The organism is Paucisalibacillus globulus (genome assembly GCF_900184735.1).
In the GTDB taxonomy this organism is placed as follows: domain Bacteria; phylum Bacillota; class Bacilli; order Bacillales; family Amphibacillaceae; genus Ornithinibacillus; species Ornithinibacillus globulus_B.
In genome coordinates this window covers 329,640-342,740 of sequence record NZ_LT855395.1, presented here as the reverse complement: position 1 = coordinate 342,740, position 13,101 = coordinate 329,640, and the positions used below count along the sequence as shown (strand labels likewise).

Genomic DNA, 13,101 nt, shown 5'->3' with positions numbered 1-13,101 from the left:
CATATCATTATATAATAATGAAAATTCAGTCAATTATTTGTAAAAGAATAACGCCTATTAAGCGAACTAATAAGCGACAGATTTGTCAATTTATCTCAGTCTAATGAATTTTCATAATATTGTCAAGTTGATAAAATAACTCTCTATTATTACTGATCTTACAGAGGAATCTAAAGAGACTCCTCTGTAAATCTTTCTTATTCTTGTGGGCTGTACCTGGATTTCACCTGTTCTCGAAGCTCTCTTTTTAAGAATTTACCAACAGACGATTTAGGTATTTCATCAAAGAATAGCACATCATCTGGTAGCCACCATTTCGGAAATTGTGGTGTTAAGAACTCTAGTATATCTTCTTTTGTTGTTTTTTCCTCATAACCTTCATGTAATACGACACATGCAACTGGTCGTTCTTGCCATTTTTCATCTGGTATCGCAACAACACTTGCTTCAAAAACAGGATCGTAAGCCATGATAGCGTTTTCAATTTCGACCGAAGAAATCCATTCTCCACCACTTTTAATTAAATCTTTTGTACGGTCGACAATTTTAATCGTTCCTTCTTCATCAACAGTTACAACATCACCGGTATGGAACCAGCCATCTTTAAAGGCATCTTCGCTTCGGGAGTCCTGATAATACTCGCTTGCAATCCACGGGCCTTTTAATAATAACTCACCCATATCTTTACCATTCCACTCTACTTCACCTTTATCGGTAACAACCTTCATTTGTAGGCCAGGGACAAGGATTCCTTGACGGGCACGTTCTTGGAACTTTTCCTCCTCTGATATATCCTGTTGATAACTCTTTAAGCGAGATATCGTTGCAAGTGGTGTCGTTTCTGTTGCACCATATGCGTGATAGAATGGTATGTTATGTTTTTCTTCAAAGGCCTTAATTAGTCCGAGTGGTGCTGCAGACCCTCCACATAAAACAGCTCGTAAACTAGAAGTATCATAGTCACCTTGCTCTAACTCTCGTAATAAACCTAACCAAATAGTTGGTACACCTGCTGTAATAGTTACCTTGAATCGGTCAATAAACTCTGCCAGTCGTTTAGGTGTGAAACGAGGACCAGGCATTACTTGTGTAGAACCGAACCATGTACAAGCGAAAGGCGTACCCCAAGCATTAACATGGAACTGTGGTACAACTGGCATAGATACATCAGATTCCGAAATAGCCGCTGTGTCAGCAAGACCTAATGCAAAGCTATGCAGTACAATTGCTCTATGGGTGTACACGACACCTTTTGGTTTCCCTGTGGTCGCAGATGTGTAGCACATACCAGCAGGCTGATTTTCATCGATATCTTGTGCAAATTCATAGGATGGATCACCAGTTGAAAGCAGTTCTTCATAAGAGTAGAGTGGTTGAATAGTAGAATCTGGAAGTTCAGCTTTATCTGTCATGACTACAAAAGCTTCTACAGTAGTTAAATGTGTGTGAATGTGTTCAATGAGAGGCAAAATATCTTCGTCAATAAATAGAATTTTATCTTCGGCATGATTAATGATGTAAATAATGTCTTCTGGGGAAAGACGTATATTGATAGTATGTAAGACAGAACCCATACCTGGTGCTGCAAAATAAATTTCCAAATGTCGATGGTGATTCCAGGCGAGTGTTCCTACTCGATCTCCCTTTTGGATACCAAGTTCATTCAAAATACTCATTAGCCGCCTAGTTCTCTGGCCTATTTCCCCGTAATTTAACCGGTGAAGCTTATCATGTGTCTGAGAAATAACTTCTTTCTTAGGGAAAAAACTCTCCGCGTGCTCCATCAATGATCCAACCGATAACGGAACCTGCATCATATTTATCATCATCTCCTTTAATAAATTTGAATACTTCTACTAGATTTATTGACAAGTGCCAAAAGAACAAAGGACTCCTATGTCAATGATCTAAGTATAAAGAACCATAAGAATAGATGCTTGATTATATAATATCACATTATTTAGATAATTTGTAATAAAATTAATATTTATCTAGAAATCCCAATTTAAAAGGAATTCTTCATGAAATAACGCTTTCAGTTTTAACAATAGTTTGACAATGATAGGCATTTTTAAGTAGAATACTAGTTAGGAATTTATTAAAGGGGGAGTCTTTCATATGAAAAAGAAGTATATGATTACTTTTGCCGTGCTACTAGTTCTTTCATTAGCACTAGCTGCATGTGGTGGAAGTAAACAATTAACGATGTTAACAGGTGGTACTGGTGGTACTTATTACCCATTAGGTGGGGAAATTGCTGGGATAATTACAGAGGAAACTGACATGAAAGTAACACCATCATCTTCTAATGCTTCTGCAGATAACATTCAAGCTCTTGCAGATGAAGAAGCAGACATTGCCTTTACCCAAACAGATGTAATGGCAAATGCAGTTGATGGAACGAACTCATTTGAAGGAAAAGCTGTAAGTAATGTACTAGCATTAGGTTCTCTATATCCAGAAACTATCCAAATTGTAACTTCTGCGGATTCTGGAATTACATCAGTTGAAGACCTAGCTGGTAAAAAGGTTTCTGTTGGTGCACCTGGTTCAGGTACACGCGTAAATGCGGAGCAAATCTTAGCAGCACATGGACTAGACATTGATAACGATATTAATGCACAAGACCTTGACTTTGATGAGTCAACTGGTGGAATTCAGGATGGGAACATTGATGCAGCCTTTATTACTGCAGGTACTCCAACTGGTAGTGTGGAAGGTTTAGCAGCTACTAATGAGATAACTATTGTTCCAATTGCACAAGATAAAATCGATGCGTTAGTAGCAGAATTCCCTTACTATGCTGCAGATACAATTCCTGCAGGTACGTATGGTCTAGAAAGTGATGTTACAACAGTGGCAGTTCTTGCAATGCTTGCTGTAACAGATAGTTTATCTGAAGATGAAGTGTATGAAATGACAAAAGCAATCTATGATAATGTAGATAAGATTACACATGCAAAAGGTAAATTAATTACGAAAGAATCTGCGCTTGATGGTATTGGAATCGACCTTCACCCAGGAGCGGAAAAATACTTCAAAGAAGCAGGATTATTAGATTAATTTTAAAAAAATATAGTATGATGGAATGGCCGGCTTATTGCCTGATATAGAATCAGATAGCCGGTCTGTCCATTTTTTGGGTTGTGTCAGCATGCAAAAACTAGTACAAAAACGATTTATTATTATCTTTCTCCTACTGTTAGCCCTATCATTGATACTTTTTGTTCCCTTCCGAACTGCCCTAGTATTTTACAAAGAAAATACAAACAATATCGAGGCGTTCCTTCCAATTGAAGAAGGGGACTCATTTCAAATTATATTTACGCACTCTATCCATCTGACAGATGTGGTCGAAATCTATGAAGTCTTACCAGATCATTCGATTAGACAAAATGGTATGATTTACGAGCATTATGGTATTGGTATGCCCTCTAATGCTGCCGAAGAGGGAACTTTAGAATATGAAGATGGAAAAATTCATATAAAAGATATGAATAGAGTTTTTCCTTTTATTAATTTGCGAAATGGAAAAACAGTTCCAAGGCATCGCCTGGTTTGGGGAGACCAAAACCAACATATGGTATGGTTTAAAGATTACTTTGAACCTGGTGCCCGTTTTACCATTAAAATTGATAATTTATCCTTATGGCAATTACTGAAAGGAGTGAAAATACGTGACTGATAAAAATAAACAACCAAACGTAGAACTAACACCAGATGAACAAGAAGCCCTAATGCAGAAATACGATCAAGAATCCAATACACGTAACTTGACAGGCACCGCCGCTATCATTGTTTTTGTACTGTTACTTGCATTCTCGGTCTTCCAACTCATGACGGGATACTTTGGGGCATATACTGCTTATATTCAACGTACCATTCACTTAGGATTTGCATTGGTACTGATTTTTCTTCTTTTTCCTGCTAAAAAGGGTGGAAATAAACGGAAGGTTCCATGGTTTGATTATATACTTGCGGGATTATCTATCGTCGTGTGTTTATACTGGCCAGTATTTTATGAAGAACTTGTACAACAAATTGGTTCCATTGATACAGTACAAATGATTATAGGTGGTATTGCCATACTGCTAACATTGGAAGCTACCAGACGTGCTGTGGGCCTTCCAATTACCATCATTGCAGGTTTAGCGCTGCTATATGCACTATTTGGGCAGTTTATGCCAGGGATGCTTGCGCACAGAGGTTTAAGTTTAAATCAGTTAATTAATACCATGTTCTTCACTACGGAAGGTATTCTTGGTACCCCATTAAAGGTATCATCCACATTTATCTTCTTATTCCTATTATTTGGTGCGTTTCTAGTGAAGACAGGTGTTGGAACATATTTTAATGATTTAGCGATTTCTCTAGCTGGAAGAAGAACTGGAGGTCCAGCAAAAGTTGCTATTTTCTCAAGTGCTTTGAACGGGACTATTTCAGGGAGTTCGGTTGCCAATACCGTAACGACTGGTGCCTACACTATTCCATTAATGAAACGTCTAGGTTATCGAAAGGAATTCGCTGGAGCTGTAGAGGCTGCCGCTTCAACAGGTGGTCAAATAATGCCTCCGATTATGGGTGCTGCTGCGTTCCTAATGATTGAATTTGCAGGCGTTCCATATTGGGAAATTGCAAAAGCTGCACTAATCCCTGCTATCCTTTATTTTGCAGGGATATGGATTATGACACATTTGGAAGCGAAAAAGACTGGATTAACAGGTTTACCAGAAAGTGAAATACCTCCGAAGAAAGAGGTTCTTAAGAAGATCCATCTATTAATTCCAATCTTTGTTATTATCGTTCTATTATTTATGGGTTATAGTATTGAAAGAACAGCACTATTAGGTATTCTTTCAGCGATTATTGTCAGCTTGTTTATGAAAGAAACCCGTATTACTCCGAGGAAATTCGTAGATGCACTTACTTCAGGTGCTCGTACTGCATTAGGTGTTGCTGCTGCGACAGCAAGTGCGGGTATGATTGTTGGGGTAGTTACAAAAACAGGTTTAGGATTAAAGCTTGGAAATGGAATTGTTGATATTGCGGGTGCACTTACATCCAACATCAATGTTCAGTTATTATTAACTCTAGCATTTACGATGATTGCATCTATTATTCTAGGAATGGGTTCACCAACTACGGCAAATTATATTATCACATCTACCATTGCTTTACCGGCCATCTTAGCATTGAACTCTCAGCTTGATGTTGCAATCCCAGTACTTGCTGCACATATGTTTGTGTTTTATTTTGGAATTGTTGCAGATATAACACCACCGGTAGCACTAGCCGCATTTGCTGCTTCGGGGATATCTGGAGGAGAACCAATACGTACCGGATTTAATGCTTCAAAACTTGCGATTGCAGCCTTTATCATTCCGTATATGTTTGTGTTAAATCCAGAAATGCTTATGATTGATACAACTATCGGAGGGGTAGTGTGGATTTTAATCACTGCCCTAACAGGGATGATTGCTATTGGGGCGGGTTTGATAGGATTCTGGTATAAGAAGTTGAACGGAATCGAAAGAGTTATCTCCGTTGTTACCGGATTACTACTCATGTATCCAGAAGGCTATAGTGATATTATTGGCTTAGTATTATTTGTTCTTATGCTAGCTTATCAATTCCTATTTAAAGGTAATCGAGGTTCAGGTGAGCAATTACAAGCGGAAGCATAATAATAGAATATGGGAAGGTTTCTCGAAAATAGGAGAAACCTTCCTTTTTGATTTTGAAATGGTACAATTGTTTTGGATCATAATTGGAAAGGTTGTTTTTTAGATGAAAAAGCAACATGATTTTACACAGGGGAATATTTGGAGGCAGCTTATTGTCTTTTCTGGACCTATATTGCTAGCGAATTTACTCCAGACATCTTATCAATTAATCGATAGCTTATGGGTTGGTAATTTACTTGGAGCGAATGCATTAGGTGCAGTGGCTGTTTCAGGTACCCTTATATTTACTGTCCTAGCCTTTATCATTGGGTTAAATAATGCAGCGTTGACGATTCTTTCACAGCAAAAAGGCAGGAAGAATCAGGACGGATTAAAAAGGTATTTAAATGCTTTTGTTGTACTTTTGACGGTCATGTCTGTATCCCTAGGGGTAACTGGATTTGTATTCGCAGAGCAACTTCTTCGATTACTAGGGACACCAAGTGAAATATTAGGATTAGCTAAATCCTATTTACAAATTAACTTCCTTGGGATGATATTCTTATTTGGATACAACTTTATTAGCACTGTACTTCGAGCGTTAGGAGATAGTAAAACCCCATTACAATTTGTATCAATAGCAGTGTTGTTAAACCTTGTACTAGACCCGTTGTTTATTTCCGTATTTGATTTAGGGGTAGAAGGTGCAGCCTATGCAACGATTATTTCACAGGGATTTGCATTTTTATATGGAATTTTCCATGTCCTTCGTAAAAAGCTTGCGCCGTTTACTGTTCCAAGATTACCGAAGTGGGAGGAAATTAAGCTTATCCTCCATTTAGGTATTCCTTCAGGGTTACAGATGTCCGTTATATCTGCAGGTTCTGCTGCCATCATGAGTGTTGTCACTTCGTTTGGTCCTTCTGTCGTCGGTGGATTCGGTGCTGCGCAGCGCTTAGATAGTATCATTATGCTTCCGGCACATGCACTAGGTACTGCAGTTGGAAGTATGAGTGGACAGAATATTGGAGTAAAGAATTGGGGCCGTGTAAATAAAATTGCTAAATACGGTGTAATCTATAATTTTACTGTCATGGTTTTCATTGGATTATTAGTTGTATTGTTAGCAGAACATGCAGTTCGTCTCTTTATTCAAGAAGAAGAAGCTGTTTCATTTGCAGCTACTTACTTAAAAATAATTGCACTTTGTTATCCATTCTTGGGGATAAACTTCATATTAAACGGAGTAGTTCGTGCAGCTGGAGCCATGTATCAAGTGTTAATACTCAATATCATCTCATTCTGGATCCTGAGATATCCTTTAACATTCCTATTTTCTCATTGGTTTGGGGAGAACGGGATTGCGTTGGGGATGGGTGTAAGCTTCATGATTAGTAGTATTTTTGCTTATATGTACTTTAAATTTGGGAAATGGCGAGAAAAAGTATTGTTTAAAGAGAGAAAAAATTAAAACTTATACACAAATTGTGGATAGGATGAGGATAACCTCAATATTTTGTATTCACTTTTGACAAAAGACACGAAATATTGACATAGTATGTATCTTATCTGTGGATAACTAAATTATAGATGTAGAGTGATGGGGAATGAGAAAGCAAACGAAAAAGGCGATTAAGCAGACGACATATTTGGCTATTGGTCTTGTTGTAGGATTTGTGGTACTGTCCCTTATTGTGGATAATAATCAATGGAGTAATCCTACAATAACCGAAGAAGTCCTAGAATATAAGCCACTTGTTGAAAAGTATGCGGAGGACTATCAGATAGCTGGATATGTGGATATTTTACTTGCGATGATGATGCAGGAATCCGGTGGGAGAGGCGCTGACCCTATGCAATCATCGGAAAGTTATTGTGGACAAATTGGTTGTATTGATAATCCGGAACATTCTATTAAACAAGGTGTGTATTATTTTTCGGAAACATTAAAAGATGCAGGTTATGATTTAGAACTAGCTATTCAGTCCTATAATTTTGGCAGAGGGTTTATTAACTATGTACAGGAAACAAGTGGACACTATACACAAGAGGTAGCCATCGCTTTTTCGCAAGAGATGTATGAAAATGCCCCAGACCAATCCATCTATACTTGCTTAAGAAAAGAAGCGAAGCAGTTTGATGCCTGTTACGGTGATATTTATTATGTGAAATCAGTCATGAGCTATGTAGACCATATTAGAGAACAGCAATAATGGATATCAAGATTCAAAAACGCTAAAATAGAAACAAAAGATGAAGGAGGAAATAGAATGGGAAAAGAAGTATTTACAGAAAAAGCTCCTGCAGCAATTGGACCTTATTCTCAGGCGGTTGAAATAGGAAATTTACTATTTGTTTCTGGGCAAATTGGAATTAATCCAGCAACTGGTGAGGTTGCAACAGGAATAGAGGCACAAACAACGCAGGTGATGGAAAATTTAAAGGCTATACTTCAAGAAGCCGGTTCTAGTTTTTCTAAAGTAGGTAAGTTTACTATTTACTTATCCTCCATGGATGATTTTGCTACTGTAAACGAAATATATGGCAGCTATTTAGAGAAGCCCTATCCTGCACGTGCGACTGTTGAAGTGAGTCGATTACCGAAGGATGTACTAGTAGAGATTGATGCTATCGTAGTAAATGACTAAGGAGGAATATGAATTGGATAACTTTACATATTACAACCCAACCAAACTTATTTTTGGTAAAGGACAATTAGATGCACTGCCTGAGGAAGTGAAAGTCTATGGACGAAAGGTTCTTCTTATATATGGAGGAGGCAGCATTAAACGAAATGGTATTTATGATAATGTCATGGAAAAACTTGCAGAAATTAATGCAGAGGTTTTCGAGTTGCCTGGTGTTGAACCAAATCCAAGGATATCTACCGTGCGTAAAGGGGTAGAAATCTGTAAGCAAGAAGGTATTGAATTTCTGCTAGCTGTTGGTGGTGGTAGTACAATTGATTGTACAAAAGCAATTGCAGTTGGGGCAAAAACAGAAACGGATATGTGGGATATTGTGACCAAAAAGGAAACAGCAAAAGATGCACTACCATTCGGAACCGTGCTGACTCTTTCTGCAACTGGTTCCGAGATGAATAGTGGTTCTGTTATTACCAATTGGGAAGAGAATGAAAAGCATGGTTGGGGTGCGGCTCCGTATACTTATCCGAAGTTTTCTATTCTAGATCCAACTCATACATTCTCTGTACCCGAGGACCAAACCATTTACGGTATTGTTGACATGATGTCACATGTATTGGAGCATTATTTCCACCAAACTACCAATACCAAGGTGCAAGATCGCTTTTGTGAATCTGTATTGCTAACCGTAATGGAAGCAGCTCCAAAACTTCTAAAAGACCTAGAAAATTACGAGTTAAGGGAAACGATTATGTTATCCGGAACATTAGCCCTAAACAATATGCTCAATATGGGATTCCGCGGTGACTGGGCTACCCATAACCTAGAACATGCTGTAAGTGCTGTACATGATATACCGCACGGTGGTGGTCTAGCAATACTATTCCCGAATTGGATGAAACACGTACTAGACGAGGGAAACGTATCGCGATTCAAGCAACTAGCAATTCGCGTATTCAACGTAAACTCAGAAGGGAAATCAGACAAAGACATAGCCTTAGAAGGAATAGAAAATCTACGACAATTCTGGAACAGCATTGGGGCTCCGTCTAAACTATCAGACTACGGAATAGACCAGAGTTCCTTAGAAATCATGGCAGAAAAAACCGTAGTGGCATCACCAACATACGGCAACTTTAAAAAGCTAACAAAAGACGATTCATTAGAGATATTTAGAGCAAGCTTGTAACGGGTAGTTAGTTTGATAAGTAATGGAATAGTGATGGACGTGAGGATATAAACTTTTTGTAATTCTACTGTGTGGCCCGAATACACGGAGACTCCTATGGGAGGATAGGCATAGGTGAGACCCCACAGTGCGTGTAGCACGAGGAGGCTCACCAGCCGCCCATGGAAAGCGGAGTGTATCCGGGCCACGGATTTGGCCAGAAAGCATAATAATAACAATAACTGACAAAATATTTCCCTGGAAATAAAAATTGTCGAAACACAAAAGAACTGGCTATTATTGATAAATAGCCAGTTCTTCTTTAATAACTTCCCTAATCTTATCCAAGCAATCCTCAGGACTCTTCCCAAAAATTCTCCGATTATTTACAATTGCATACGGCTTCACTCGACATAATCCACAAAACGATAGACAATCGCTCGTTAAAACCGCAACCTCAGGAAATTCTTCTTCTAGAATCTCCTCTATATTTAAAGTAGTGATTAAATTACCATCACATATCTCGACAACAACAATACCCATTAGCCATCACTTTCTTTCAAGAATTAAATGGAATGATTGCATGATAGCACTATCAGGACACCAATTCAAATATCATGCATCATTGGTGACACTGTTCTTCTGAACAAAACTCATATTAACCCAATGACGTTTCTTCCAACGGCGAAGCATTAATACACCGCGTAACCACTCATCAGCAATGAATCCAATCCATATTCCAATTAAACCAAGTCCAAGATATATTCCGAAAAACCAACTGAAAGTAACACTTACACCCCACATCACGATAATACCAATATATACTGGAAACTTTACATCTCCTGCAGCCCTTAATGAACTAATCATAACAAGATTAAAAGCACGACCAGGCTCTAAAATAATGGTTAACAGTAGTAGAAATGTACCGGACTCAATGATCGTTGCGTTATCCGTAAAAATCCCAAGAAACGGCTTAGCTATAAGGTATACTATTCCACCCATAGCAAGTGATATAAAGATAGAAATCTGTAGACTCTTAAGTGCACGTTCATACGCTTGCTCAATTTTGCCTGCACCAATCATATGGCCAATCAAAATTTGTGTTCCCTGACCAATAGCAATAGAAAACAAGAAAATGAACATCATAATATTTTGCGTATATACCTTTGTTGTAATTGCGATGGTTCCTAGTTGTGCAACAAAATAGGTAATCACCATTTGGCTGGCGTTATAAGATAATTGTTCCCCTGCAGAGGGAATCCCTATTTTTAATAAACTTTTCACATGCATTTTGTTGTATCTGAAAAAGTGTTTAAAATTAATTTCCCCATCTGCACGTTTAAGGAGAAGGAAAACCAGCGCAACAAATCCTATCAATCTACTAATAGCTGTAGAATATGCTACTCCTTCCACCCCTAAAACAGGAAATCCAAAAGGTCCAAAAATAACGAAGTAGTTTCCAATGATATTGAGGATGTTCATCCCAATCGTTACAACCATGGTATCCTTTGTATGGCCATAACTTCTTAAGATGGCACCTGTAGTCATGATTAATGCTTGAACAAATATTAAGCCACCAACAATTTGCATATAGGCTAATCCTTCACCCATTAACTCTTGTGGTAGATCCATTACATTCAAGATTGGCTTAGCCCAAACAAATAAAACCAGACTAAGTAGGATTGAAAATAGTAAATTCATACTTAGAGCATTAAGAGCAATTTGTCCGGCAGCTTTTGGTTTATCCGCACCAATATTTTGTGCAATTAAAACAGCCGCCCCTTGTGCCACAAAACCGAACATCACAATTACTACAGAAAGTATCTGATTAGAAACCCCAACAGCGGCAACTGATTTATCTGAATACTGACTTAGCATCAGTGTATCTGCATTCCCCATTAACATATGTAGTAAAATTTCAATGAAAATTGGCCACGTTAACGAAAATAACGTTAAATTCTTCGTAGTCTTTTTGTCCATAACGGTTCCTTCTTTCTGTAAAAACAATAGGAATAGTTTACAACGAAATAGTGGAAATAAAAAGAGGATATCGTTACATTTGTAAAAAAAATAACGATGCATTGGTAGTTATGTGATTTGCTAGTTAGGAGAATGGGTGATAGATAGAAACTACTGCGAGTTAACTACTGTATGTTATCCGATAATTTATTAGTTTAGCGGTATTGCTCCGCTATCCTCATTAACTATGGTTAAATTACCTCGCAGTTTCTATCAAATATGCACTAAGTATGTAAAGAAACAGAAAAATCCGAGCTATCATTTAAGGTCCAATGGATGATTAGGGATTGATAGCTCGGATTACTTTTGTTAGAGTACTATTTCATTCAGAATGATATTGCATTACCTAGAAGACAATGAATGCCCCTTACTGTCAGCATATTCATACCGATACCAAGCGACTAATAAGATGACACCACTCAAAATAAGTATGCCACTTGTTACGAAAAAGACAGAAGAAATTCCATAAAATCCAGCGATAGCACCACCAATAGCAGGGCCAATGATGTTTCCTAAGAATCTCAAACTAGTATTATATCCAAGCACCTCACCTTGCATGGATAATGGTGCCTCCTGGCGTATATAGGCAATTCGTAATGGGATGATCCCGCCAATTGATACCCCTAATAAGAAACGAACAATGACAAGTTGCCAAATTGATGTAACAAATGCCCCTGGTAAATAAACAATACCTGCCATGAATAGAAGAAGGATTAAGTATTTAATATAACCATATTGATCTCCAAGCTTCCCCCATTTTCTTGTCATTAATAAATTGCCAACTCCAGCAGCAGAGAATGCAATTCCAGAGAAAAAGGCAATATGAAGAGGACCATGGATTTCTTCTACATATAAGGATAGGATAGGCTGAACGCTAAAGTGAGCAATTTGTACAAGTGCAGAAATAATCATCACTACTAATAGTACAGGATGCTTCACGATGTGTAAGATGACTTCTTTGCTCGAGTAGGATTTATGTTCTTTATCTGAACTGAATTCTAATCGCTTTTCCCGCACTCCAAAAAGCACAATAAGGGCGGAGAGAAAAAGGGCTAGTGCAGTCCATTTAAAGGTTGTCGAGAAGCCAAATATATCGGCTAATGCCCCACCAAGTAGTGGCCCCATTAATGAGCCAGTAATACTACCCGTTTGCAGTGTTCCAAGAACTTTTCCGGCCACATTCTTCGGAGTTTGGGTTGCTATAAGTGCTTGAGACATTGGTATAAACCCGGTAAAGATACCCATGATGAGTCGTAATATAAATAGTTGCCATACGTTTGTGGCAAATCCCATTAAAAATATGGAAATTCCCATTCCAGTTGCGAAGAAAACTAGTAATTTCTTCCTTCCAAATTTATCTCCAAAACGTCCCCAAATAGGAGAAAAAATGAATGCAGCAATGAATGTAACTAGAAATACCCATCCAGCCCAGTTTTGAACATACACATCCGAATAGTTACCGAAGGAATCAATATAAAGTGAGAGAAAGGGGATAACCATGGTCATGCTTCCAGCAATGAAGAAATTAGCAAACCACATAATAATTAGATTACGTTTAACATAGAAGTTTTCGGTATTAATTGATCGTTGCCTTCTTTCTATAAAT

General features: G+C 38.0%; 11 protein-coding genes. 7 read left to right on the top strand and 4 right to left on the bottom strand.

The features are described from left to right. Nucleotides 1-197: 197 nt before the first annotated feature. On the bottom strand, nucleotides 198-1,817 hold the full coding sequence (locus BN999_RS15880; protein ID WP_096272948.1) for a long-chain fatty acid--CoA ligase: 1,620 nt from the start codon (nucleotides 1,815-1,817) through the stop codon (nucleotides 198-200). Nucleotides 1,818-2,118: 301 nt separating this feature from the next. Here BN999_RS15880 and BN999_RS15875 point away from each other — a divergent pair, with 301 nt between their 5' ends. The 7 genes from BN999_RS15875 (at nucleotide 2,119) to BN999_RS15845 (ending at nucleotide 9,497) form a co-directional block, all read left to right on the top strand. Further along, entirely contained in the window at nucleotides 2,119-3,063 is a 945-nt protein-coding gene (locus BN999_RS15875; RefSeq protein WP_096272947.1) for a TAXI family TRAP transporter solute-binding subunit, read from the top strand. A gap of 91 nt (nucleotides 3,064-3,154) precedes the next feature. After that, the gene (locus BN999_RS15870) at nucleotides 3,155-3,685 is read left to right on the top strand and encodes a DUF1850 domain-containing protein (protein ID WP_096272945.1); all 531 of its coding nucleotides are present in this window, start codon (nucleotides 3,155-3,157) and stop codon (nucleotides 3,683-3,685) included. Nucleotides 3,686-3,737: 52 nt separating this feature from the next. Continuing rightward, nucleotides 3,738-5,684: a TRAP transporter permease gene (locus tag BN999_RS15865; RefSeq protein ID WP_096273210.1), complete on the top strand. Its 1,947-nt coding sequence runs from the start codon at nucleotides 3,738-3,740 to the stop codon at nucleotides 5,682-5,684. Nucleotides 5,685-5,787: 103 nt separating this feature from the next. Further along, on the top strand, nucleotides 5,788-7,134 hold the full coding sequence (locus tag BN999_RS15860; RefSeq protein ID WP_096272943.1) for an MATE family efflux transporter: 1,347 nt from the start codon (nucleotides 5,788-5,790) through the stop codon (nucleotides 7,132-7,134). Between the two features lie 136 nt (nucleotides 7,135-7,270). Further along, a complete protein-coding gene (locus BN999_RS15855; protein ID WP_096272941.1) occupies nucleotides 7,271-7,876 on the top strand; it encodes a lysozyme family protein in 606 nt (201 codons plus the stop codon). Between the two features lie 57 nt (nucleotides 7,877-7,933). Further along, the gene (locus tag BN999_RS15850) at nucleotides 7,934-8,311 is read left to right on the top strand and encodes a RidA family protein (protein WP_096272939.1); all 378 of its coding nucleotides are present in this window, start codon (nucleotides 7,934-7,936) and stop codon (nucleotides 8,309-8,311) included. A gap of 13 nt (nucleotides 8,312-8,324) precedes the next feature. Beyond that, the gene (locus BN999_RS15845; RefSeq protein ID WP_096272937.1) at nucleotides 8,325-9,497 is read left to right on the top strand and encodes an iron-containing alcohol dehydrogenase; all 1,173 of its coding nucleotides are present in this window, start codon (nucleotides 8,325-8,327) and stop codon (nucleotides 9,495-9,497) included. Between the two features lie 276 nt (nucleotides 9,498-9,773). Here the strand turns inward: BN999_RS15845 and BN999_RS15840 are convergent, their stop codons facing one another. The 3 genes from BN999_RS15840 to BN999_RS15830 all read right to left on the bottom strand — a co-directional run bounded on the left by BN999_RS15840 (nucleotide 9,774) and on the right by BN999_RS15830 (nucleotide 13,034). Then, nucleotides 9,774-10,019: a DUF1450 domain-containing protein gene (locus BN999_RS15840; protein ID WP_096272935.1), complete on the bottom strand. Its 246-nt coding sequence runs from the start codon at nucleotides 10,017-10,019 to the stop codon at nucleotides 9,774-9,776. A 72-nt stretch (nucleotides 10,020-10,091) separates the two neighbouring features. Beyond that, nucleotides 10,092-11,456 (bottom strand): MATE family efflux transporter, encoded by a 1,365-nt coding sequence (locus BN999_RS15835; RefSeq protein WP_096272933.1) that lies wholly within the window; start codon nucleotides 11,454-11,456, stop codon nucleotides 10,092-10,094. A gap of 381 nt (nucleotides 11,457-11,837) precedes the next feature. Next, the gene (locus BN999_RS15830; protein ID WP_096272931.1) at nucleotides 11,838-13,034 is read right to left on the bottom strand and encodes an MFS transporter; all 1,197 of its coding nucleotides are present in this window, start codon (nucleotides 13,032-13,034) and stop codon (nucleotides 11,838-11,840) included. Nucleotides 13,035-13,101: the final 67 nt, after the last annotated feature.